The organism is Novosphingobium resinovorum (assembly GCF_001742225.1).
Taxonomy (GTDB): domain Bacteria; phylum Pseudomonadota; class Alphaproteobacteria; order Sphingomonadales; family Sphingomonadaceae; genus Novosphingobium; species Novosphingobium resinovorum_A.
Map to the genome: position 1 here is coordinate 269,325 of NZ_CP017078.1, position 21,701 is coordinate 291,025.

Consider the following 21,701-nt stretch of genomic DNA (forward strand, 5'->3'; position numbering starts at 1 on the left):
CAGCACCTTACACATCGAGTTGGGGTGGGGAACCCGTGAATGATCGCTTTAACATCGCGAGGATACTATCCTTATCGAGACTACGGTGGTTCCAGTGCACGCTGCGCATTACGAGGTTGACCGCGCTATCGAGATCCTCCTCACGCATCCCGATCTGTTGAAGGGAATACGGCAAGCCCAATTCTCTGAGTAGCTCGTAAAGCTTGGCGGCCGGGTCCGAAGCACCAACTGCGCAAGATAATCTTTGAATTTCAATTCCTGTGCTTCCCGCATTATACGCTACCGTATGCGGCAGAAGCAGAGCATGCATCGGCGCGTGAGGAAGATCGAATGCTCCACCAAGTATATGGCAGAGCTTGTGGTGCAGTGCCATCGTTGCGCTAGCCAAGGATCGGCCACACAGCCAGCTCCCGTAAAGCGCATCCGAACGGGCTTCCACGTCTTTAGGATTTCTCACAATCCGCTTTAGGCTGCCTACAAGGGCCTCAATACCTTCTTCCGCCAAAACACGTACATCTGCCGCCTGATACAAGCCTTCGACCCCATGAGCGATCGCGTTAAATCCCGATCCTGCGGCAACTAGTGGGGGGACCGAAACAGCAAGTTCGGGATCGTATAAGACGAGTTCGGGCAAGACTTTCGGACTTCGCTGCGTAGTTTTCGTATGGTCGACTGTCTCTCCAACGATTGGTGTCATTTCCGACCCCGAGTGAGTTGTAGGTACGGCGACTTGAATTAAATCCGTTCGGAGCGCGATGGCCTTGCCGAGTCCAATGGCGGAGCCCCCGCCAAAGGAAATCGTACAATCCGCGCGAAAGTCTCTAGAGAGCTTGATCGCTTTTTCTGTTACTTCTATTGGTGTGTGCATTCGGGCTTCCGGGAATACGTTCACAGCCAAGCCCTTAATCTGGTTGGCTATCCGACTGATCGCAGTCATCTGTCCAGAGGTCGACACCAACAGCACCCGACGGCAACCGAGTTTTAGAAGTTCCTCCTCGAGCACAGCGATAACGCCGCTGCCGAACAGCACTCGTGGGCCCGCGCCGGTGTGAATGAATGCTCGCATCTTCGATCCTACCTATTCCCATAGTCATTCTTAGAATGACTAACCTTCGCGGTCCGGGCAGTGGAGTGCGCTGCCTTTGCCGCAAAAAGGTTCGTTTGATGCTGGCCAAACAAACACCCGGACGACGACTTTTCAGCGCTTCGCAATCACTGGCGAAGCCTTATTCTGCAGCGTCAGATTGTTCGTATATCGCACATATGTTCGTCACTGGAGCATATTCAATGGGCGCAAAAAAATCCAGTCCCTCGTTAATAGAAGTTGCTGGTCCGCGTCAGAATTGTTACATTTGTGCGCTTACCGAACCTTGATGGTGCGCTCAATTTCTGAAAAACGCGCTCGATGCAACTTCGCAATTGGTAATGCGGGTTCATTGAGCATTTGAGCGGCAGTACAATAGGCCAATACGCAGCACGCAGGCCTGACACTGAGACCCAAAGCATGCCATAGCCGAGCTTAGGAAGATAAAGTTTAGAGTTACTATTACTGAGGAGCCGCCAAATTGGAAAAGAAGACCACGACAATACATGCAGATGAGAACTCAGAGAGTCCAGATTTCCTGGGAGCACTGGCGCGGGGGCTTAGCGTAATTACGGCGTTCGACGCACAGCATCATCAGATGACATTAAGCGACATAGCCAAAATAGTCGATCTTCCCAGAGCGACAGTACGTCGAGCGCTTTTCACGCTCGGACACCTCGGTTACGTAGAGAATGAAGGGCGCTTATTCCGACTGTCTCCTGGGATCTTGCGCCTCGCCTCAGCATATTTGCAATCAAATTCACTGTCCGCCGTGCTTCAGCCGGCTTGCGAGAGAATTTGTAAGTTGGCGCAAGAAACGTGCTCGGCCGCTGTCCTAGATGACCAAGACGTAGTCATTGTCGCACGAGCATCGCCCCGTCGGGCTACGGCCATGGGGATTGGCATGGGCTACCGCATTCCGGCGGCCTCCGGAGCGCTTGGACGAACGCTACTTGCTGCGCTCCCTGATGACCAACTCAGCGAATTTATCGAGCGCTTAAAGCCGGTGCGATATACCCCGCAAACAATCATTGATAAGCGTGGAATTCGACGCTCTATTCTTGAGGCCAGAAAGCATGGTTATGCCTATTCAGATCAAGAAGTTGAGGTCGGCTATCGATCCATCGCCGTGCCACTTTTAGCTTACGACGGGCGGACAGCTGCGGCATTGCATATAGGCGCACTTGCCGATAGTACGCCGACAAAAAAGATGCTCAACGAATTTCTTCCGTGAGCGTCCGGTGAGCTGTTTTTGCTGATCGGGCAAATCAGGCGATGTTCTGGCATTCGAACCAGCATTAATGCTGGCATTAATACCAGAACAAAGAGGTTTCATGGCTCGCATGGAGATCATGTCCGGTACCGAACGCAGACGACGTTGGTCGGACGAGGCGAAGCTGAGGATACTTGCGGAAGCTGATGAGCCCGGTGCTCGCATTGGCGATGTGGCGCGCCGGCACGACATTCATCCGAGCCAGATCCGCTTGTGGCGGCAATCATTCAGCTATGCCGATCGACCGACGGTGTTTCTCCCGGTGGAAATTACCGAGGAGGTTGGCGTAAGCCAGTCGACTACGGCGGCAACGAGGCCGGCGATCGTCGAGATCTTGCTTCGAAACGGTCGGCGCCTGAAGGTTCCGGTTGACGTTGAGTTGAAGCTGCTTGGCCCGCTGGTCGCTTGCGTGGAGGCGGCATGATCGGGCCATCGGGGAATGTGCGGGTCTATCTGGCCTGCGGAGTGACCGATATGCGGCGTGGCATTGATGGTCTATCGGCGCTGGTCGAGACGGTCGTGAAGGAGGCCCCCGGCTCGGGCGCGATCTTCGGCTTCCGCGGAAAGCGAGCTGACCGGATCAAGCTTCTCTGGTGGGACGGTCAGGGGTTTTGCCTGTTCTACAAGATTTTGGAGCGCGGATACTTTCCCTGGCCGACGGCTAAAGAGGGCGTGGCGCACCTGACGCAGGCGCAGCTTTCGATGCTCGTGGAAGGGATCGACTGGCGTCGGCCGGCGTGGACTTCGGCTCCGGCGAGAATGGGCTAAAACACCTATTTTGCAGGGAATTACTGGCGTTTTTGGCGCAAATCGGCTACGTTTACGGGTATGGAAACAGCGCCGCTGGACAGTCAGGACGAGCTCACTGCTTTGCGCGCACTGGTCGCCGAACAGGCGGCGAAGCTTGAGAGCCAGGAAGCCGAGGTCATCAAGCGTGACTCCATAATCGGACTTCTTCGCGCGCAACTGGAGCTGCTCCGACATCGGCAGCATGGCGCCTCTTCGGAAAAGATCGACCGGAAGATCGAGCAATTCGAGCTGATGCTGGAGGAGATCGAGGCCTCCCGTGCCGAGGCTGAACTGCGCTCCGGCAAAACTCCTCTGCCGGAGTTGGACGACGCATCCGAGAAGCCGAAGCGTAGGCCTCTGCCCGATGGTCTTCCCGCCGAGGAACTGGTCTATGCGGCTCCCTGCAATTGCCCGACCTGCGGTGGCACCTCGTTCCTGAAAGCGCCCGACCGGGTAGTCCAGGTGCTGGAACACGTGCCGGCGTCGGTCAAGATTGTCCGCCATGTCGAAAAGCGCATGATCTGCAGAGAATGCGATACGACGGTGGCTGGCGAGATGCCGACCCTGCCGATCGAGCGCGGCAAACCCGGGCCGGGACTGCTCGCCCATATCATGATCGCCAAATTCGACGATCACATTCCCCTCTACCGTCTGTCGGAGATGTACGAACGGTTGGGGATAGACATCTCCCGATCGGTGATGGCCGACTGGGTCGGCCGCGTATCCGCTTTGCTGACACCACTCGTCTTCTTGATCAGGGCCCATATCGCCGCGCTCGACCGAATACATACGGACGATACCCCGGTCGATGTTCTCGACCCCGGACGGGGCAAGACAAAAACCGGCAGAGTCTGGGTCTACGTCTTCGACGGCAGTGGCTATCAATCCGCCACTCCCGCAGCCATCGCCTATTACTACAGCCCTGACCGCAGGGGTGCGCATCCGGCTGACCACCTGGCAAGCTTCAGCGGCGTCATGCATGCCGACGGCTATGGGGGCTACAAGAAACTCTACGGCAACCAGATCGTTGAGGCCGCCTGCATGGCGCATGCGCGGCGCAAGTTCCATGATGTGATCAAGCTGAAGCCATCTCCGATCGCTGAGGAAGCGCTGTCGCGCATCGGCGCTCTCTACGATATCGAGAACCGTATCCGAGGCATGTCGGCTGACGAGCGTCGTACCCTGCGCCGAGAACATGCCCGGCCCGTTCTGGATGAGCTGAAGGCCTGGATTGAAACCACGCTCTCAACTTTGCCGCAGAAGCAGAAGCTGGCCGAGGCGATGCGATACGCCCTGTCGCGATGGGCAGCCTTGAGCGTCTACATCGACGATGGCCGGGTCGAAATCGATAACAACATTGCTGAACGAGCCATGAGACCGCTTGGAATTGGAAGGAAGAACTGGCTGTTTGCCGGCTCAGACAAGGGCGGTGAGCGCATCGCCAACATTCTGGGGACTGTCAGGAATTCCGTGTGTGAGCGGGCATAATGGGTAAGAAGGAGACCCTGTATGCCTCGACGCAAGGAGCCGGCGATCCCGGCTGATTTACTCGATCAACTCTTGGCCGGCAGCGATGCGGCCAGTGCGCTCCAGCAGGGCGGCCTGCTGGATTCATTGAAGAAGGCGCTGGCCGAACGGGCGCTCAACGCCGAGATGGATTACCACCTTGGCGATGCCTCGCAGGTCGGGAACAGCCGCAATGGCTATGGCCGCAAGACGGTGGTGACGGACACCGGCAAGATCGAGATCGAGGTGCCGCGCGATCGTCAGGCCAGCTTTGATCCGCAACTGATCGCCAAGTACCAGCGCCGGTTTCCGGGCTTCGACGACAAGATCGTCTCGATGTATGCGCGCGGCATGAGCACACGGGAGATCGTCGGGCACTTGCGCGATCTGTACGGTATCGACGTCTCGCCGGACCTGATCTCGACGGTGACCGACGCCGTGCTCGAAGAGGTCGCCGCCTGGCAGGCCCGACCGCTCGATCCGGCCTATCCGCTGGTTTTCTTCGACGCGATCCGGGTCAAGATCCGTGACGAAGGTCTGGTCCGCAACAAGGCTATCCACATCGCGCTAGGCGTGCGTGCCGATGGCGGCAAGGTCGTCCTGGGCCTGTGGATCGAGCAGAACGAGGGCGCCAAATTCTGGCTGCGGGTGATGAACGAGCTGAGGAACCGCGGTGTTGAGGACATCATGCTGGCCGTCGTAGACGGCCTGAAGGGCTTTCCAGAGGCCATCACCGCCGTGTTCCCAGAGACGATCGTCCAGACCTGCATCGTCCACCTGCTGCGCAACTCGATGGACTTCGTGTCGTGGAAGGACCGCAAGGCGCTCGCTGGTGCACTGAAGACCGTCTACCGCGCCACCGATGCCATCGCTGCCGAGGAGGCCCTGACAGCCTTCGAGGCCGGCGAATGGGGTCGGCGCTATCCTGCGATCGGCCAGAGCTGGCGCCGTGCATGGGCCGAGGTTATCCCGTTCTTTGCCTTCCCCGACGAGGTCCGCCGCATCGTTTATACGACAAACGCCATCGAGGCGTTGAATGCCCAGCTTCGACGGGCGGTCAGGGCCAGGGGGCACTTTCCCAGCGACGATTCAGCGACCAAGCTGCTCTATCTGATCTTGAACCGATCCGAGAAAGAGTGGAAAATGCCGCCACGTGAGTGGTCCATGGCCAAGGCCCAGTTCGCCGTGCTGTTCGGAGAACGCTTCATCAAGGCCATGGCAGCGTAATGTTCAACCGCCCGCCCACACACGGAATTCCTGACAGTCCCACATTCTGACCATCATCGAGACGGTCAAACTGCAAGGCCATAATCCGGAGGTCTATCTGACAGATGTCCTGACCCGGATCCAGGATCACCCCAAGGATCGACTTGAAGACCTGCTACCCTGGAACTGGACGCCTGCAAAAGCTCGATGCGAGGCCGCCTGATGGCTCGCTCGAGGTTCGTCTACACACTCAGCCAAGTTGCCGGCATGATCGGCGAGAACCGCGAATTGATCGAAGAAGTGACCACAAACTATGCTATTCAGTTCATTCGTCAAGGCCGACGCAAGCCAACCAAACGAGACAGACGCTCGATGCGTTGGAACCGGGACTGAAATGCGCGCACCAAGGAGCGCGAACACTTGCGACTTGAGTGGAAGAATCGAAGAACTCGGTGGGAACGACACAAACGTGCGGTCGTCGACAGCTTCACCGAGGTGCTTCACCAAGACAGTGGCCTTCCGCCTGAGGGCTAAGAATCGCGCCATCTGAATTAGAACGCCACGATGTGGCCGGGAGCCGATTGATGCAAGATATCCCTCAGATCCTTGGGATCGTGAACATGACCAGCGACTCCTTTTCTGACGGAGGCTTGTTCTTGGATGAGCAGTCCGCGATCGCGCACGCGAATGGATTATGGAAGCATGGCGCCAACATCATTGACCTAGGACCAGCCGCCAGTAATCCAAACGCTGAGTTGGTGGATTCTAAAGAGGAAATTCGGCGACTAAGTCCAGTTATCACCGTGCTTCATAAAGCTAAGATTCCCGTCTCGGTCGATAGCTTTCGAGCAGAAACCCAGCGCTATGCAATTTCGAGAGGAGTAGAATTTCTGAACGACATCACGGGGTTTTCCGAGCCTAGCATTTACGCCGATCTTGCAGTGGCCAAATGCAAACTCATCGTCATGCATTCGATGCAAGCTGGCAACCGTGCAACAGAATCTGACTTTTCGCCACACGAGGTGTGGCTGCATTCGTTTCGGTTTTTTGAAGAGCGTATCGCTACCCTAATTAACGCTGGTATTGCGCCAGAGCGGCTCATTTTGGACCCAGGCATGGGATTCTTTTTAAGTGCCAATCCCGAAGCGTCTCTTCGTATCCTCGCTAATCTAGAGGACTTTTCACATAGGTTCTGCTTACCGCTCTTAATATCCGCTTCTAGAAAGTCCTTCTTAAGGAAGGTAACAGGCAAAGCTGTTGAGAAAATCGGGTCAGCGACGCTTGCAGCGGAGCTGCTCGCTGCTATGGCGGGAGTTAGTTATATTCGTACTCACGACGCTGGAGCATTGGCTGACGGCCTAGCGGTGTTATCGGCTGTGAACTCGAACAAGGGTCACTTCAGCAGCAAAGGCTGACCGCCGGAACGGTCTCATCCCCCAATGGCCGCAAGCACGAGCGGTACAAGAAACCACGATCAATGCATCGGATATTTCAGAATTTTATTGATTGCCTTTCGAGCGCGTCGAATTCAGATGCTCTTCGCGATGCCATGTCGCAGGCAGCAGCGGCGTTCGATCTGTCCTGTTTCGCGTACCTCTCCATGCCGGATAAAACAGGAGGCCAGGCCGGGTTAATATCAAACTATCCATTAGCTTGGACAACCCATTATTTGCAAAGGCATTATGAGCGCTTTGACCCCGTGATCGTTCAGGCACTCGGCCAACCCGAGCCTTTTGAATGGGGTCTCGGAATCGGATCGTTGGCGCCCTCAAAATCGCAAGAATTGTTCGAGGAGGCCGCGAGGTTCGGCATTCGTTACGGTTTTACGATTCCCATTCACAGCAACAGGGGTCCAGTTGCAGCGGTGACGTTTGCCGCCGACGAGCGGCGACCGCAGTTCGAACGAACTATTGGCGAGCACGCACGCGTGTTGCAGTTAATGGCAATGTATTTTCATGCGCACGCCCAGCGGAAAATTGGCAGCAATAGACCCATTACCGGCGCGTCGCTATCAGCCCGCGAGGCAGAATGTCTTGAATGGGCCGCTCAAGGTAAATCCGCCTGGGAGATCGGAACTATTCTCGGCATTTCGCGGCACACAGTCGCAACTTATCTCGAAAACGCCAAAGCCAAACTTGGTGTACGAACAATCGTGCAGGCGGTGGCCCGTGTCACAGAATCCAAATTGATTGGACATCGACCCCATCCGCTGGGTCACCTCCCGTAGTTGCGGGAGGTGACTCAATCATCTTGCTCGCCCTTCAATGGACCCGGTCAATCCAGAGACGGAGGCGGTCCATGATACAGCTCATTACAGCTGACTACTACATCAACTTTATTGGGGTCTGCCTCACTTTGTGTGGAGATCGGACAATTGGATGGGCATCATCCGCGCTCTGAGAAGCTCTGCACCCGCTCGGCCATACATAGCGCGCTTGATCGTCTTCAGTCGGTTGATCTGACCTTCCGCTTGACCATTGCTCCAAGGCAGGTCGATGGCGTTACAGACGGCGTCGATATCGCGGCGAAGGACGCGGGCAAAACGGGCCAGGAAAACCAGGCCAGAATGAATGGCATCATCAATCCAATCTTCGAGCCTTGCCGAATTTCGGCTATGAAATATTCCGCGAAACCGCATGGATAAGCTGCGCAAAGTCGCAAAGGTATCTGATCCCTGCTTGAGGGCGTCCACTTTCCGCTCTTGATTGACGGTCAGCGCGCCGCGCGGCTTGATGCAGAGAGCAGCGGCGACAACCGGCGAGATCCAGTGGCCAGTGTGCGGATCACGCACAGGCGCATTATCGTATGTACTGTCGACGACGCCAACCCGAGCCGGCGCCGCATCATCCTTATCCTTATCCTTATCCTTATCCTTATCCGATTCCGGTCTCTCGGCGCGGCGCCAGGTTGCCAGGAGGCGTTCAAGATTGGAAAAGCTGCCGGTGTACCCGCGATGCTTGATGTCATGAAACAGATGCCGCCCACGGCGGTTGCCGTCCTTCCAACATTGGGTGAGAAAGGCTTCGAAATACAGGGGAGATGTCGGCTGCAACGCTCCCCTGCGTCGGTCGGGTGGCGTTTCAAACGTCAGCCATTTCGCGATGCTGCGGCGGCCATATCCAGTGCGACGCGCAATCTCCGAGCAGGTCAGGCCTTCTTTGCTCAAGGCGTGCACCGTCTCGAACACCTCCTTCCGGGACTGCCTATGTGTCCGTCGAAGCTGATTGCGCAACCGCATTCCAGGCGCCTCCTCATGCAAAGCTCGATCGTCATGATCAGTCTCGATGTCCTCGTCTGGCAGCAGTGCCCTGCCTGTAGCTCGGCCGGAGAGGCTCATCTGTTCCTCGATCGCAAGACGCAGGTTCTGGAAGAGATGAAAGCGGTCAGCCACCTGAGACGCTTGCGGGGCACCTTCACGAGCAGCCTGCGCGTATAGCCCGCATCGATCTCGACTGACCACCTCAATGGAGGGATGCCGCTTCAACCATTGTGCAACGCTCGCCACGCTCCGGTCCTCGAGAATGTCCATGACCTTTCGGCGCTCGAGATCAACGATGATCGTGCCGTAGCGCCACGATTTCCTCCAACTCCAGTCATCGATACCGATGATCCGAGCGGGGGGCTCGTCGTCGATCTGTAAAGCCATGCGCTTCAAGTGCCGAAGGATGGTGTCGTCGCTGACCGGCATCCCGAGCTGGTTCATCAAGCGCTCTCCCGGGCGTCCGCCTGTGCCGTGCCCCAGAAGGCCGACTATGTTGGCGACCCTCTTTGTCCTGCGGGCGTAGGGCGAGGCAATATCCGGGATCGGGTCCGAGAATGTTTGCCGCCCGCACTGCCGATAACTGCAACGCCAGCGGCTCAACCGAAGCCTTACCGTCACTTCATTGCCTTGGATCGGCAGGTCCTGAAGACTGCGGTACGACCAGCCGTGCCGACGTGCGCTCTGTTTCCTGCAATCTGGACAAATGCCCGAGGATGGTCCGCAAGCCGACACAACCCAGTCACCGTCGCCGTTGGTTGCGATGCTTTGGACCTTGATGCCCGGACCGGGCGACCATTTTGATTTTGTTCTCATGCACGCCAATAGCGAAGTGCCTGCTAACGATCTATTCACCACACAAAGTGAGGCAGACCCCTTTATATCGAGACATTGCCCCCTGAAATCGCGGCGCTGCCGTGGCTTGCCGTCATGGCGACATGGTTCGGGACGGGCCTTGTCGAGCCGTTTCAGGGCTTTCTCGCCGCGCTGAGCATCGTGCCGCTCCTGTGGCTAACCACGGTGCGCGGACGGCGGACCGTCCCGCTGGCCGTGTTCGTACCCGTCGCCGCTCTGGCGGTAATCTCCGGCGGGGTCTGGTTTTCCCTGACCGGCGTTGCCGACGACGGCAGGATCGTCATCGATGAAGTAGCAGGCATGTTCGTGGCCGCGCTTGGCGGCTGGAAAAGCCTGCGCTGGACGCTCGTAATCGTGCCGATCTACAGCTTCATTGACCGCATCAAGCCGTGGCCGCTTTCGCAGGTGGAGCTGTTTCGAAAGGCTGATGTCGGCGTTCTGCTCGATGACTGTGCGGCCGGGCTGGCGGTCGCGCTCGCCGTGCTTCTTATCCGCGCCGCCCTCCGGCGCGCGGGCTCCTAAGGCCCTTCTTAGCCCTTGTAGGCAACCAGAACCGCGCCCGCCGCGATCAGGGCAACCCCCGCCCAGTTCGGCAGGGAAAGGTGCTCGCCAAGGAAGATCACACCGAATATCGCGACGAGAACGACGCTCAGCTTGTCGATCGGCGCGACCCGCGCCGCATCTCCCAGCTTGAGCGCGCGGAAATAACAAATCCATGAGCCGCCCGTCGCCATGCCGGACAGGATCAGAAATGTATAGCTCCGGCCGGAGATCGAACTGAGCGCCTGGAATTGCCGCGTGACCGCCAGTATCGCAGCCAGCACGGCCAGAATGACGATCGTACGGATGAAGGTGGCGAAGTCGGAGCCGACATTTTCGACGCCGATCTTTGCGAAGATAGCCGTCAGCGCGGCAAAGGCGGCCGAGGCCAGTGCCCAGAACTGCCAGGACAGAAGGATCGGTTTCATGGAACGTCCTCAGCTCAGATTGCGGATGATGAACAGCCCGGCGAACAGGCCGGAGATCGCAAGGATGACCGACACGGCAGCGTACAGCGCAGCAGTCCAGAGCTGCCCGCGCTCATGGAGCAGCGCCACATCGAGCGAGAATGTCGAGAACGTCGTGAAGCCCCCGAGGATACCGGTCGTCAGGAACAATCGCCAGCTCTGGCCGAGGTCCGCTTTATGAGAGAACCAGCCGAGCAGCAGGCCCATGATGAGCGAGCCGGCGATATTGACGATCAGCGTCCCGGCAGGGAAACCGGTGCCGAGCAGGCGCAGAGCCAAAAGGTTGACGCCGTGACGGGCCGCCCCGCCGATGCCGGCACCTAAAAAGACAGTCAGAAAAGCATTCATAATCACCCCGCTTGTTGTTCAGCAGGGCGCAGACGGGTTGCGATAAGGGGAGAATAGCACCTACCGCGCCGAAAGCGCCCGGTAGGAGTCATCAGCCTCGCGGCGGTTATCGGGGGAACCCCATCCCCATCAAGCTAAGAGAATAGCAGGATTTTCGCGCTTCTGTCACCGCGCAAAAGGTTCGGTTTTGCGCGGGCGATCGAAAAGGCGTTCAGCTCCTTTCCTGCGCGTTGCTCTATCGCAGAAGTCCCCGCTTTTTGCACTATCGCGCCGGCGCGGCCACCGTGATCGTGCAGTGCTGATCTTCACTGGCGGTGCGCGCGGCCTCGGCGCACCGGCCGATCGCCTCGGCGTTGTCGCGCGTGAGCTGCGAGGCGTCGACCACGCTGCGCCAGCCGTCGGGGTCGGCCGTCTGCATTATAGTGACGCCGGCATTCCATCGGTCCTGCCCCATGACGATCGCCGCAACATGGGTGTCGGCCGCAAACGGCAGGATACGCGGCAAGAGCAGAACCAAGAGCGCGCCGGTGACCAGGCCGATCGCGCCGACGATCCACATGCGCAAGTCCTGCGAACGCCGGTCGTAGGCGCTCCTGGTGTAGGCGGCCAGGTTGATAGCCTCGCGCCCGAGATCGCGGCCCGTGTTCTCGAGCTGCTGCGCGGCCGTTCTCACCAAGCTTTCCCCGCTGCGCTCGAGCGCTCGAGCATAGTGCTCTGGTCCCTGCCGAAGAATCGGCGATTGCTCGACGGCCTCAAGCCGTTCCGCGACAAGGGCGAGCTGCTGGACGATGCGGCCGAGATCGGGACCGTAATCGGCCGGCTGCTGGAATTTCTCGAACTGGTCGAACGCCGCTTCCACGCCGCGCCGGATGACGGTCATTTCCGCGCCGAGCTGCGCGCCCTGGGTCTCGATCTTGCGCCGCAAGGCGTCGAAGGCCTGCGCGGGATCGCCAGCCTGGTCGTGATCTTCCTGCTCGAATCCTTCCCTGTCGTCGTCCGTCATGCCGTCTCCTATCGCTCAAGCCCGAGACTGCGGCCGCGCGTAAGCTGCCGCTCCATCTCGCGGGCGATATTCTGTTCCTGCCTGACATGGCTGATGCCGAGTTCCTGGCTCCGGCTGCGCACAATGGATTCCGCCTGCGGATCGCGTTCGAGCGCGCCGGCCATTGTCCGCATCTGGCCTTCGACCTTGCCGCGCGCCTCGTCGTGCTGCCAGCCATGCAAACGCTGTCGCTCGCCGTCGAGCTGCTGCCAATGCTGCACGAAGCGGTCGGCCCTGACGGTCGGGTCCGCCTGCATCGCGCGTTCCCGATCCATGCCGGCCACAAGCTGGCCGACGCGCTCGCGGCCGGAAAGCTCCGTCATGGCGTGCGCTGTCTCCGGATCGTGACGCATGGCCGATACCATGAGCCGGGCTGATCCCGACCGCACCTGGTCGAGCTGCTGGCCGGCCTTCTGCAATTCGGCTTTCTGGCTGTCGAGAACGGGAAGTCCGTCGCGTTCCATACGCTCGGCCGCCGACCAGGCGCGGGCGAAGCGGTCAACCGAACGCTCGAACTCGGATGGCTGCCGCAAGCGATCGGCCGGCCTCTCCTGTCCGGACTTGGCTTGCGCCGGCGCCTCCCGAGCAGAAGCGGAGGGGGGGCGCAAGCTCCCTTCCCTTTCCGGCCTTGCATCCGCTGATGCCTCGCGCAGTCCCTGAGCGGCCCCACGATCAACATTGAGTTGCAACCCGGCGAACATGCCATGCTGGCGCTGCTCGGCCCTCTGCGGCCGCTCCTGGGCCGTCTCGGCCCCATCGCGCGGCTGGCGGCCCTCGGCCGCCACGCCGCGATCGAGTTTGAGGCCGGCAAACCGGCTCCGGCGCTGCCGATCGGGGGCGAGATCCTCGGCGCGGTTTTCCCGCGCGAGATCCTCGCCCCCTTTTTCAGATTCCATGCTCGGCCGCTGCGCCTGGCGCTCCATCCGGACATGCGTCCGATCGCGCGGAATCTCGATCTCGCTGCTAATACCCGGCTGTTCCGCGACCCCGCGCCGCTCGGAAAAGTCGCGGGCGTAGTCGAGTGTCGTTTCCTTCACGCCGGCACGACTGAGCCGCGACGAAAGCGCCTTGCCATCCTTGAACTCGTCGCGGCCGGCATAGAGCTGCGCGCCGTCGCGATGCCGCGTCATGGCGACATAGGTCAAATGCCTGTCCATCGTGCCCGACGACAGCACAAAACTCCGATCGACCGTCGCGCCCTGGTTCTTGTGAATGGTGGTCGCATAGCCGTGGTCGATCGCCTGATAATCCTTCATCGTCACCGATATGGCGCGCGCGCCATCCTCCCCGCTGCGCGCCGCGCCGTCGAGGCGGGCGAGGATGCGGCCCGCCTCGACGGTCTCCACGGTGCCGAGCATCCCGTTCTTCACGCCAAGGTCCCGGTCGTTTTGCAGGAACACGATGCGGTCGCCCGGCGCGAACGCCCGTTTGCCGTCATTGGTCTGGTATGTCAGTTCTCGCCCCAAATGGCCTTGGTCTTCCTGGCCCCGCGCCAGCTCGCCCCGCTCCTGCAGGGTGGTCCTGATCTCGGCATTGATGGCGCGCACATCCGCGCGACGATGCGCCATGGCAACGCGGCTTCCCTCCGGACGCTGCTCGCGATCGGCAAGGTAATCGCGCACGATCTCGCCCCGCGCACCCTCGCGGCTGTCGTTGAAGCGGATAGCGCCATGCCGCTCATAGGCGGCCAGGCCCTCGCCCGTCTTGTGGGTGGCGAACGAAACGGAGGCCTCCCGCTGCCAGTCCACGCGCTGCCGGCGAATTTCGGAAAGCTCGGCATGGCCGATCTGTTCGGCAATCGCCCTGAACGGCGCGCCGGCCCCGATCGCCTGCAACTGCTCATGGTCGCCTACCAGCACGATTTTCGCGCCGACCTTTTCCGCTTCCCCGACGAACCGGGCGAGCTGCCGGCTCCCGACCATGCCCGCCTCGTCGATCACGAACACGTCGCCGCGGCCAAGGGTGCCGCGGTCGTTTTGCCAACCGTAATCCCACGACGCCAGCGTGCGGCTCGCAATACCGGACGATTCCTCAAGTCCCTCGGCCGCCTTGCCCGACAAGGCCGCGCCGTGAACCTGATAGCCCTGCGCCTCCCATGCCTCGCGCGCCGCCGCGAGCATGGTGGATTTGCCAGCGCCGGCATAACCGACAACGGCCGCAATCCGCTCCGGTCCGGTAATGTGCTCGATCGCGTGCCGCTGCTCGTCACTGAGCCGCGCCGTTTCGATCTGGCGCTCGCGCTCGCCGGCGTCCAGCTCCCCCCGCTCAACCTTCCCGGCCGTGTCACTGGCAACACTCGACCGGATCGCCTCATCCTGCCGCCCGATCGCGTGCTCGACATGCCGGCGATCGACGCCATGCGTCCGCGCCACGTTCAACCGCTCGGCCGACGTCGCCATGCCGGATTCGATCTCCACCAGTTCACGGGTCGAATACCGGGCAAGCTCGGTCCCGGCCGGCGCGTTCATCTTTTCCGCTTGCAGCTCGACTAGGGCCGGCGACGCCATGACGGCCGCAAAAGCGTTCCGGAAGGCCTGCGCGTCGTCGTTGATGTAGCGGTGCAGCGTCCGCGCAACGTCATGCCGATCGAACACGCTCTTTTCGTTTGTGATGAGCGTCAGCACCTGCTCGGGCTTCTCCCGGATGAGGTCCGCGTTGCGCTGTGCCGCTTCTTCGTCCAGCCGCGTGCGCGACACGTCGACGCCGCGCCGCTCCATCTGGGTGGCATGGACGCCCATGTGCTCGGTCGGCACAATCTCAAGCCCGCGCTCAAGGTGCGACCGATGGTCAACCCTGATATCAAGGCCGGCCATCGCCAGATGCTCGTTCGCATGTTGCTGCCACGATTGCCGGATATCGCGGAGCTGCATTTGCGTGGTTGGTAGCCCCTCATTCAGCAGACGGACATTCTTCCACTCAATATGCGTTTTCTCGCCAAGCCCTTCCTCTGTGACCTGGCGCGTGGTCATCAAAAGGTGCGCGTGATGGTTCCGAACGTCACTTGCCGAATGCGGCGCATGGATCGCAAAATCGACCGCCCCGCCATAGCGGTTCGCTAGGTCCTGAGCGAATGCCCGCGTCAGCTCCAGCCGCTGTTCGGCTGTCAGCTCGTGCGGTAGCCCGATCTCGATTTCACGAGCGACACGCGCGTCCTTCCGACTTTCGGCAAACTCCGCTGCGTTCCAGAGCGCCTGACGGTCCTTTGCCCATTCCGCATTCACACCCTCGGGCAATACGATTTCCACATGCTCGACGCCCTGCTTGCGGCTGAAGTCATGCGTGAGGCCATCGCGTTCGTTCGTCAGGCGCTCGCCGGCACGATAGGCGGCCGACGCAACGGCGCTTCTGCCGCTGCTCCGCGATATCGGCTTCATGCTTGCATGATAGATCGCCAAACGCCGCCTGCCCTTCTCCGATCCGCGATCGGTGCAACTGACTTTCGCAGCAAGTCGTAAGTGCGCCCTTTATAATTCAATCGCTTCGCTCTTTCATATCTCGGTGTGGCGCTGCGGCAAGGTCGATGCAAACCGATTGACGCCGAGACTACATCATAGGCCGGTGAAATTTTCAAGAACGCTACCAGATCAAAGCCTCCCAATCCTTGAGCGTCTGGCCCGTTCGTATAGTCTGCGCGCTCCCATCGGAAGGAGATGAGACCCATGGCGCGAAAAACTATCGAGGAACGGCTTGCGCAACTGGAAGCGCAGAAAAAGACGCTTCAAGCGCGGCTGAACAAACAGGAGCGCGCCAGGGATACAAGGCGCAAGGTGCTGCTCGGTGCGCTTGTGCTCCATCGCCTTGAACATGGCAAGGATGAGTTATCGCGCGCCCTGCCCGACTGGCTGCGCCGCGAACTGCCCGGCTTCCTCACCCGCGACATGGACAAGGAGCTGTTTGACGATCTGCTCGCCCCTGACGGCGATGCAGCCAGGCGAACGGAGAGCGGCGAATGAACCAGGCGACACTTGCATGGACGGCGTTCAAAAACATGATGCGTCAGGCCGCCCGTGATCCGGTGTGGGCCTTCGTCGCCCTCATCATCTCGCCCTTTCGCGGCGGCCTCTACCTGCTCAAGGTTGGGTTTTTCATCGGCCTGGTCGCCCTCGCGCTCGTCGGTTTGCTGCATCTCGCCATACCGCAAGACTGGATCGTCGCTCGTTGGGCGGCGCGCCGGCACATTCCTGTCGAACGCCGGCGTCCTACAGGTCTTCGGCGTCAACGATCACGATAGCGCCCGCCTCGTCTCCGATCTGCTCGGGCAAGAGACGGTCGTGTTCCAGACCATGAGCCGCGCCCTCGATGCCGAAAAGACCGGCATCACCTACGGCGAGCAACACACCGCCCGCCCGCTGCTGACCCCGGATGAGGTCCGCAACCTGCCGCAAAATCTCGAACTGCTGTTCCTGGCCGGGCAACGGCCCATCGTCGCCGGCAAGCTCGCCTATTACGCCGATTCCGAGTTCCGGGGGCTGTTCGACCAGGCATGAAAGATGAAACCATGACCGACAGCGATGCGCCCGAATGGCCCGATCCCGGCGACAGGACCCATGCCGTCGAACAAGCCAAGCGGCTCCGCAACCAGGTCAACGAGGGCGGGTTGCGGTTTGAAGCCTATTTGCCGCCGTCTCTGGCCCTGTGGCTGCTCGACCTGATCGAACAGGGCAAGTTCCTTGATCCGTCCGAAGGCGTGTTCGTGATCCTGGGCAAACATAAGGAGCTGGAACCCCATGCCGATCTGCGCCGGGAACTGCTCAAGCGCAGCATACAGGCGGCGGCCGATGATCCCCGGCCGGGTATTTCGGGCAAGGAAATGAAAGCACGGTTGCGCGAGAAGTTCAAAACCCCCCTGCCCGAGCCGGCCAGATGGGAAAAGCGGTCCCGGCGCTGACGCACCGGGGCTTCTCTCTTGCGGCCCTCCGGTCACTTCGGCGCTATGTGGGAGCGCGTTCCCTCCGGGCCGGTCGCCGCTTCCGCCGCTCGGCACAATGCTAGCCCCCGGCCGGCCGGCTCTATCAAATCGGGCCGTAGGGACGGCCGGGGGCGGAAAATTACATGCTTACAGGAAAGCATGTTGCCCTGCCCTACTTCGGCGCTTCGATCGGTCGGACCTTCTCGCCAAGGTGCCGGGCCATGATCTGCTCATAGGTCGCCGCGTCCATAAGCCCGAGGCGGCGCTGTGCGCCCGCCATTTCCGCGATCTAGCGGGCGAGGCAGCGGCTCCGCATGGTTGTCACGCTCCCGCTAGTGTTCTGGCGCGTCGTCATCTTGAAAATTCGCCTCGTAGTCCTGGCCGCCGTAATAGACGCCGATGATATTCACGGTGTCGTCCGCTACCTCAAACAATATCGTCACACGCCGGCGAAACCCAAGTGTTCGCAAGCCCGGTCGAAGATCGTCGCGCCGCGTGCCTCGGTGCGGAAAGGTTTGCAGATTCTCGCAATAGTCCACGATGGAATCGACATATCGCGCCGCTATTGCGGGCGACGCTGCCCCGGAAATATCGACTTCTAGCTTGTCGAGCTGGTCGAGAGCTTCCGGGGTGAAGTGAACCGTATGGGTCACGCTGAGGCGGGCCGCTTGCGCTTTTCGGCAAGGTGCTGGCGCACCTCGCCGACGCTGAGCGCCCGGCTAGGATCGGCTTTCAGCTTGTCGTAGGCGGCAACGCCTTCCGTGCGCAGCCAGCTTTCAAGGGCCTTGTCGCGCGCCTGCAAGGCCCGCAGGCCGTCGCGAATAACCTCGCTGTCGCTGGCATATTCGCCCGACGAAACCTTGCTCTTGACCATCTGTGCCATTTCGTTCGGCAACGTGACGCTCAACTGTTGTGTGCTGCGCATGGGAATCTCCCGCGTTGGATCGTGCTCAATAGGACTAAACACTATCACATATAAACCCGATCGGGAACGCTACAACGGTCGGGGACTTGCATGATTACATGATTGCATGTAAACATGACGCCTTGGCAACTACTCCCCATCCTCGCGGACTAACGGATAATTGTATTTGGCGAAAAGCAGATTCAGCGCCTCGGCAACAAGCCGCTCCTTCGAAATCTTCTTCCCCTTCTCATCCCTGCTGCGAAAACTGAGTTCGTCCAGCGTCTCCCAATAGGCGGGTGGCAGGAAATGCGTTCTGCCGAGCTTGTTAACACGCGAGGGCGCAACATAGCTCCCGGCCGGCTGCGAAGCTGGTGCGCTCCCTTGCGGCTCTGACGGGGCCTCCGGCGCGGATGCGGGTTGCTCTGCGGTCTTGATCGCAGCGGCGAGAAGCGAAGGCTTGCGGCTCATGCTTTCATCCTTTCATGATTTCCTGTAATCATGCTTGCCTGGTCTAAAAGGAACGTGAACAGGCCGGCGACTTCCTGGGCCGCACGGCCATGCGGTTCCAGCTCCTGCGGCGTCTGCCCCAAGGCCGGGGCGTCCTCATAGGTTTTCAGCCGCGACACATGGATGGGGGCAACCTTCACGTTGAAGCTCGCGGCAATCGCGGCGGCATCGTCAACCGCCCTGCCCCCGGCGTTCGGATGCACCAGATTGAGCACAACGAACGTTGGCGGACTGCCGGCCATGTCGAGAAGCCGCTTTAGCGGCTCCAAAGTTTCAATCGAAAATATCTGCGCCTGCGACGGGACCAGCACTATATCGGCGTGCTTGGCCGCCTCGACCGAGGCGCTTTCCATCTTGCCGGGCGTGTCGATGAACACCCAATCCATGCCAAGGCCGCGATAGGCGTCCAGCGAGCGCCGGATAGCGCCGGGCTGAATCGAGGCAACGTCCGGGCCGTCGCCCTTGCGCCGGTCGAACCAGTTGACGGCGTTTGTCTGTGGGTCGAGATCGAGCAAGGCCGATTTCTTCCCGGCCAGGTGAGCCGCGACCGCAAGCGCCGTCGCGATCGTCGTCTTGCCGGTCCCGCCCTTCTGCGTGCAGAACGCCACTGTTATCATGATTGCATCCTTTCATGAAATAAAGGCTACATGCTTTCTCTAATACATAAAAGCATGTTTTCATGTCGGAAAGGTTAACTACTCCGCTTCCTCAGCGGCCGGCATCGGCTCGTCGCACTCGCCACACATCAGGCAGACACCGGGCTTCGCCCAGGCGTTCAACTCACATGACGGGCAGGTGTAACGGGTCTTGCTGGCCGACTTCGCCATGCGCGCCTGAGGCCTATTTCAGGCTTACATGCAAGCATGTTTACATAATTTCATGTTTCGCACTACCCGTGCCGCCCTCTTTCTCTCGAAAGCCCATGCGGCGTTGGCCGCAGGCGCGAGCGTTGCGGTTTTGCTGTGAGGTGTCCGCTTCCCGATCCGCCCTATGAGCGGATCGGGACCGCCGCAGGGCCGCGAGAGCGGCCCGAACAGCGGCGACCGCTTATGTTTTCACATAGAGAATAGAATTAGAGGGGGATTCAGTCTGGTTATCGGACTCACGTTTCATCAAGCCTTTAGCAATGCTAACAAGAGCTTTCCCGAGTGGCCCGTCGCCTGCGTCGAGCTGCGTCCGCTCATCGAGGGGTAGCGCCTTCCTGTAGGCGTCGATTGCCTCGGCCCAGGTCCGTTGATCCTGACCATGATCGGCAGGCGGGGGCGGGGCCTTGCCGAACCGGCCAAGGAACTGCCGGGCCTTTTCCGGCAGGGACAGGCGATAGGCGTTGCTCGCCTGCTGGACCTGTGGGCCGCGCCCCTCGTTCCCGGTCGGCTCGTAGCGCCGCAGCCAGTCGATGAAGCCATGCGCCCGCAGGTTCTTCAGCGCCCGCACGATCGTATCCCGCGACCGGCCCAAACGGTCCATGATCGTGGTGATTGACGGCTCTAGCCGGCCGGTGCGGAAGTCGATCAGGTTGACGAACAGCCGCAGCACGTCGAGCGCCACCGATCCGAGGGGGCCGCTGCGCTGGCTCTGTTGCAAAAATCGTGAAGCTTGAGCATGCTTGGCGGAGATTGGACGGACGGAACGATGACGGATTTCAAGTGGCGCCATTTCCAGGGTGATGTGATCCTGTGGGCGGTGCGCTGGTATTGTCGCTATCCGATCAGCTATCGCGACCTTGAGGAAATGCTGGCGGAACGCGGCATTTCGGTCGACCATACGACGATCTATCGCTGGGTCCAGTGCTACGCCCCGGAGATGGAGAAGCGGCTGCGCTGGTTCTGGCGGCGTGGCTTTGATCCGAGCTGGCGCCTGGATGAAACCTACGTCAAGGTGCGGGGCAAGTGGACCTACCTGTACCGGGCAGTCGACAAGCGGGGCGACACGATCGATTTCTACCTGTCGCCGACCCGCAGCGCCAAGGCAGCGAAGCGGTTCCTGGGCAAGGCCCTGCGAGGCCTGAAGCACTGGGAAAAGCCTGCCACGCTCAATACCGACAAAGCGCCGAGCTATGGTGCAGCGATCACCGAATTGAAGCGCGAAGGAAAGCTGGACCGGGAGACGGCCCACCGGCAGGTGAAGTATCTCAATAACGTGATCGAGGCCGATCACGGAAAGCTCAAGATACTGATCAAGCCGGTGCGCGGTTTCAAATCGATCCCCACGGCCTATGCCACGATCAAGGGATTCGAAGTCATGCGAGCCCTGCGCAAAGGACAGGCTCGCCCCTGGTGCCTGCAGCCCGGCATCAGGGGCGAGGTGCGCCTTGTGGAGAGAGCTTTTGGCATTGGGCCCTCGGCGCTGACGGAGGCCATGGGCATGCTCAACCACCATTTCGCAGCAGCCGCCTGATCGGCGCAGAGCGACAGCCTACCTCTGACTGCCGCCAATCTTTGCAACAGAGCCCGGCATTGCCCGCTTTCATCGCTTGGTTGAGGTTGCGGCCGATGCGCTGAAGCTGCATCCGAATTGGTGCTACGGCGTCGCGCAGGCCGTCGTCGACGCCACTTTTCAGCGCGATGTGGCGGCGCACTAACGCCTTGATCCAACCCGCGCGATCAATTCCGCGCTCGGCCGCTCGATGATCGAGGACCGCCGTCTCGGCATCGGTGAAGCGAAGCGACACGCGGTTCCCGGCGCTGTCGGCCCGGGGCGCGATGCGCGGAGCGTCCGCGACGTGTTTCAGGGACTGTTGCAGCACGGTTCGCAGGAGCGCGCTGCGCCCTCCCCTCCCCTCTGCCACGGCGTCGAACGCGGCCAGCAGCTCGCGATCGACGCGGGCAGTCAGCATCGCTGGTTCTTTACTGGGGGATGAAGGCTGCGGCGCGATCGACATAGCTCAACGGGGATAATGTAATACAACGAGCGCCGCAATACCTATCCTGCCACCATCAAAAATCCCCCACCTAAATCTGCTTCCACGTGTGCCACGTGGCACACCCCAATTCTTTTGGAAGCGATGAA

The 21,701-nt window shown here is 60.3% G+C and carries 23 protein-coding genes, 3 pseudogenes and 1 riboswitch; of the genes and pseudogenes, 14 read left to right on the top strand and 12 right to left on the bottom strand.

The features are described from left to right. Nucleotides 1-7 precede the first annotated feature (7 nt). A complete protein-coding gene (locus BES08_RS32535; RefSeq protein WP_083274961.1) occupies nt 8-1,066 on the bottom strand; it encodes a maleylacetate reductase in 1,059 nt (352 codons plus the stop codon). 499 nt (nt 1,067-1,565) lie between these two features. Here BES08_RS32535 and BES08_RS34840 point away from each other — a divergent pair, with 499 nt between their 5' ends. The 8 genes and pseudogenes from BES08_RS34840 (at nt 1,566) to BES08_RS32550 (ending at nt 8,085) form a co-directional block, all read left to right on the top strand. Further along, complete coding sequence (locus BES08_RS34840; RefSeq protein WP_083274962.1) at nt 1,566-2,318, top strand: IclR family transcriptional regulator domain-containing protein; 753 nt, start codon at nt 1,566-1,568, stop codon at nt 2,316-2,318. Between the two features lie 100 nt (nt 2,319-2,418). Next, complete coding sequence (gene tnpA / locus BES08_RS30735; RefSeq protein ID WP_069710365.1) at nt 2,419-2,781, top strand: IS66-like element accessory protein TnpA; 363 nt, start codon at nt 2,419-2,421, stop codon at nt 2,779-2,781. Continuing rightward, entirely contained in the window at nt 2,778-3,125 is a 348-nt protein-coding gene (tnpB, locus tag BES08_RS30740) for an IS66 family insertion sequence element accessory protein TnpB (RefSeq protein ID WP_069710366.1), read from the top strand. Before tnpA ends, tnpB begins: the two co-directional genes overlap by 4 nt. 60 nt (nt 3,126-3,185) lie before the next feature. Further along, a pseudogene (gene tnpC, locus BES08_RS30745) lies at nt 3,186-4,598 on the top strand (IS66 family transposase); the annotation flags it as partial. A 57-nt stretch (nt 4,599-4,655) separates the two neighbouring features. Further along, nucleotides 4,656-5,879, top strand: coding sequence for an IS256 family transposase (locus BES08_RS30750; RefSeq protein ID WP_069709383.1), 1,224 nt, complete (start codon nt 4,656-4,658; stop codon nt 5,877-5,879). 37 nt (nt 5,880-5,916) lie between these two features. After that, nucleotides 5,917-6,081 (top strand): annotated as a pseudogene (locus BES08_RS32545) (transposase domain-containing protein); the annotation flags it as partial. A gap of 361 nt (nt 6,082-6,442) precedes the next feature. After that, nucleotides 6,443-7,273, top strand: a complete 831-nt coding sequence (gene folP / locus BES08_RS30755; RefSeq protein ID WP_069710404.1) for a dihydropteroate synthase — start codon at nt 6,443-6,445, stop codon at nt 7,271-7,273. Between the two features lie 62 nt (nt 7,274-7,335). Beyond that, the gene (locus BES08_RS32550) at nt 7,336-8,085 is read left to right on the top strand and encodes a LuxR family transcriptional regulator (RefSeq protein WP_083274964.1); all 750 of its coding nucleotides are present in this window, start codon (nt 7,336-7,338) and stop codon (nt 8,083-8,085) included. Between the two features lie 123 nt (nt 8,086-8,208). Here the strand turns inward: BES08_RS32550 and BES08_RS30760 are convergent, their stop codons facing one another. After that, nucleotides 8,209-9,933, bottom strand: a complete 1,725-nt coding sequence (locus BES08_RS30760) for an ISL3 family transposase (protein WP_155276029.1) — start codon at nt 9,931-9,933, stop codon at nt 8,209-8,211. Nucleotides 9,934-10,008: 75 nt separating this feature from the next. Here BES08_RS30760 and BES08_RS30765 point away from each other — a divergent pair, with 75 nt between their 5' ends. After that, nucleotides 10,009-10,494, top strand: coding sequence for a phosphatidylglycerophosphatase A (locus BES08_RS30765; protein WP_051796732.1), 486 nt, complete (start codon nt 10,009-10,011; stop codon nt 10,492-10,494). Nucleotides 10,495-10,502: 8 nt separating this feature from the next. On the opposite strand, the gene BES08_RS30770 is transcribed toward BES08_RS30765, so the two are convergent. The 4 genes from BES08_RS30770 to traA form a co-directional block, all read right to left on the bottom strand. After that, a complete protein-coding gene (locus BES08_RS30770) occupies nt 10,503-10,940 on the bottom strand; it encodes an EamA family transporter (protein ID WP_035228575.1) in 438 nt (145 codons plus the stop codon). A 9-nt stretch (nt 10,941-10,949) separates the two neighbouring features. Then, nucleotides 10,950-11,327 (bottom strand): fluoride efflux transporter CrcB, encoded by a 378-nt coding sequence (crcB, locus tag BES08_RS30775; RefSeq protein WP_080723360.1) that lies wholly within the window; start codon nt 11,325-11,327, stop codon nt 10,950-10,952. A 75-nt stretch (nt 11,328-11,402) separates the two neighbouring features. After that, a riboswitch (Fluoride riboswitch) is annotated at nt 11,403-11,464 on the bottom strand. Nucleotides 11,465-11,589: 125 nt separating this feature from the next. Next, nucleotides 11,590-12,330, bottom strand: a complete 741-nt coding sequence (locus BES08_RS30780; RefSeq protein ID WP_035228572.1) for a DUF6118 family protein — start codon at nt 12,328-12,330, stop codon at nt 11,590-11,592. Between the two features lie 8 nt (nt 12,331-12,338). Further along, entirely contained in the window at nt 12,339-15,764 is a 3,426-nt protein-coding gene (traA, locus tag BES08_RS30785; RefSeq protein ID WP_069710368.1) for a Ti-type conjugative transfer relaxase TraA, read from the bottom strand. 264 nt (nt 15,765-16,028) lie between these two features. On the opposite strand from traA, the gene BES08_RS30790 reads away from it, so the two are divergent. From BES08_RS30790 to BES08_RS30800, 4 genes and pseudogenes are all read left to right on the top strand, one after another. Continuing rightward, nucleotides 16,029-16,322: a hypothetical protein gene (locus BES08_RS30790; RefSeq protein WP_035228567.1), complete on the top strand. Its 294-nt coding sequence runs from the start codon at nt 16,029-16,031 to the stop codon at nt 16,320-16,322. Then, the gene (locus BES08_RS33835) at nt 16,319-16,600 is read left to right on the top strand and encodes a hypothetical protein (RefSeq protein ID WP_035228565.1); all 282 of its coding nucleotides are present in this window, start codon (nt 16,319-16,321) and stop codon (nt 16,598-16,600) included. The genes BES08_RS30790 and BES08_RS33835 overlap by 4 nt, the downstream gene beginning before the upstream one ends. Next, nucleotides 16,530-16,856: pseudogene (locus BES08_RS30795) on the top strand (type IV secretory system conjugative DNA transfer family protein); the annotation flags it as partial. The gene BES08_RS33835 and the pseudogene BES08_RS30795, both read left to right, overlap by 71 nt. A gap of 11 nt (nt 16,857-16,867) precedes the next feature. Further along, on the top strand, nt 16,868-17,257 hold the full coding sequence (locus BES08_RS30800; RefSeq protein WP_035228590.1) for a hypothetical protein: 390 nt from the start codon (nt 16,868-16,870) through the stop codon (nt 17,255-17,257). A 353-nt stretch (nt 17,258-17,610) separates the two neighbouring features. Here BES08_RS30800 and BES08_RS30805 read toward each other — a convergent pair whose 3' ends face one another. The 5 genes from BES08_RS30805 to BES08_RS30825 form a co-directional block, all read right to left on the bottom strand. After that, on the bottom strand, nt 17,611-17,931 hold the full coding sequence (locus BES08_RS30805; protein WP_080723359.1) for a type II toxin-antitoxin system RelE/ParE family toxin: 321 nt from the start codon (nt 17,929-17,931) through the stop codon (nt 17,611-17,613). Continuing rightward, nucleotides 17,928-18,203 carry a type II toxin-antitoxin system ParD family antitoxin gene (locus BES08_RS30810; RefSeq protein WP_035228560.1) on the bottom strand — a complete coding sequence of 92 codons (276 nt, stop codon included), beginning with the start codon at nt 18,201-18,203 and terminating at the stop codon, nt 17,928-17,930. The genes BES08_RS30805 and BES08_RS30810 overlap by 4 nt, the downstream gene beginning before the upstream one ends. A 129-nt stretch (nt 18,204-18,332) precedes the next feature. Next, on the bottom strand, nt 18,333-18,653 hold the full coding sequence (locus BES08_RS30815) for a chromosome partitioning protein ParB (RefSeq protein WP_069710370.1): 321 nt from the start codon (nt 18,651-18,653) through the stop codon (nt 18,333-18,335). Continuing rightward, a complete protein-coding gene (locus BES08_RS30820; protein ID WP_035228558.1) occupies nt 18,650-19,309 on the bottom strand; it encodes an AAA family ATPase in 660 nt (219 codons plus the stop codon). The genes BES08_RS30815 and BES08_RS30820 overlap by 4 nt, the downstream gene beginning before the upstream one ends. Before the next feature lie 430 nt (nt 19,310-19,739). Beyond that, nucleotides 19,740-20,348, bottom strand: a complete 609-nt coding sequence (locus BES08_RS30825; RefSeq protein WP_231958542.1) for a helix-turn-helix domain-containing protein — start codon at nt 20,346-20,348, stop codon at nt 19,740-19,742. Between BES08_RS30825 and BES08_RS30830 the strand changes: the two genes are divergently transcribed. After that, nucleotides 20,325-21,089 carry an IS6-like element IS6100 family transposase gene (locus BES08_RS30830; RefSeq protein ID WP_001389365.1) on the top strand — a complete coding sequence of 255 codons (765 nt, stop codon included), beginning with the start codon at nt 20,325-20,327 and terminating at the stop codon, nt 21,087-21,089. The genes BES08_RS30825 and BES08_RS30830 overlap by 24 nt on opposite strands. Here BES08_RS30830 and BES08_RS32560 read toward each other — a convergent pair. Next, nucleotides 21,061-21,528 carry a hypothetical protein gene (locus BES08_RS32560; RefSeq protein WP_083274965.1) on the bottom strand — a complete coding sequence of 156 codons (468 nt, stop codon included), beginning with the start codon at nt 21,526-21,528 and terminating at the stop codon, nt 21,061-21,063. The two genes, BES08_RS30830 and BES08_RS32560, sit on opposite strands and share 29 nt — an antisense overlap. Between the last annotated feature and the right edge of the window lie 173 nt (nt 21,529-21,701).

Coding starts and splice junctions, on each gene's coding strand:
- BES08_RS30825 (WP_231958542.1), bottom strand. CDS start 20,348: ATGGCGCCACTTGAAATCCGTCATCGTTCCGTCCGTCCAATCTCCGCC.
- crcB (WP_080723360.1), bottom strand. CDS start 11,327: ATGAATGCTTTTCTGACTGTCTTTTTAGGTGCCGGCATCGGCGGGGCG.
- BES08_RS30790 (WP_035228567.1), top strand. CDS start 16,029: ATGGCGCGAAAAACTATCGAGGAACGGCTTGCGCAACTGGAAGCGCAG.
- BES08_RS30780 (WP_035228572.1), bottom strand. CDS start 12,330: ATGACGGACGACGACAGGGAAGGATTCGAGCAGGAAGATCACGACCAG.
- BES08_RS32560 (WP_083274965.1), bottom strand. CDS start 21,528: ATGCTGACTGCCCGCGTCGATCGCGAGCTGCTGGCCGCGTTCGACGCC.
- BES08_RS30770 (WP_035228575.1), bottom strand. CDS start 10,940: ATGAAACCGATCCTTCTGTCCTGGCAGTTCTGGGCACTGGCCTCGGCC.
- tnpA (WP_069710365.1), top strand. CDS start 2,419: ATGGCTCGCATGGAGATCATGTCCGGTACCGAACGCAGACGACGTTGG.
- BES08_RS30810 (WP_035228560.1), bottom strand. CDS start 18,203: ATGCGCAGCACACAACAGTTGAGCGTCACGTTGCCGAACGAAATGGCA.
- BES08_RS30760 (WP_155276029.1), bottom strand. CDS start 9,933: ATGAGAACAAAATCAAAATGGTCGCCCGGTCCGGGCATCAAGGTCCAA.
- BES08_RS32550 (WP_083274964.1), top strand. CDS start 7,336: ATGCATCGGATATTTCAGAATTTTATTGATTGCCTTTCGAGCGCGTCG.
- BES08_RS30830 (WP_001389365.1), top strand. CDS start 20,325: ATGACGGATTTCAAGTGGCGCCATTTCCAGGGTGATGTGATCCTGTGG.
- BES08_RS33835 (WP_035228565.1), top strand. CDS start 16,319: ATGAACCAGGCGACACTTGCATGGACGGCGTTCAAAAACATGATGCGT.
- BES08_RS30820 (WP_035228558.1), bottom strand. CDS start 19,309: ATGATAACAGTGGCGTTCTGCACGCAGAAGGGCGGGACCGGCAAGACG.
- BES08_RS30750 (WP_069709383.1), top strand. CDS start 4,656: ATGCCTCGACGCAAGGAGCCGGCGATCCCGGCTGATTTACTCGATCAA.
- tnpB (WP_069710366.1), top strand. CDS start 2,778: ATGATCGGGCCATCGGGGAATGTGCGGGTCTATCTGGCCTGCGGAGTG.
- BES08_RS30800 (WP_035228590.1), top strand. CDS start 16,868: ATGACCGACAGCGATGCGCCCGAATGGCCCGATCCCGGCGACAGGACC.
- BES08_RS30815 (WP_069710370.1), bottom strand. CDS start 18,653: ATGAGCCGCAAGCCTTCGCTTCTCGCCGCTGCGATCAAGACCGCAGAG.
- folP (WP_069710404.1), top strand. CDS start 6,443: ATGCAAGATATCCCTCAGATCCTTGGGATCGTGAACATGACCAGCGAC.
- BES08_RS32535 (WP_083274961.1), bottom strand. CDS start 1,066: ATGCGAGCATTCATTCACACCGGCGCGGGCCCACGAGTGCTGTTCGGC.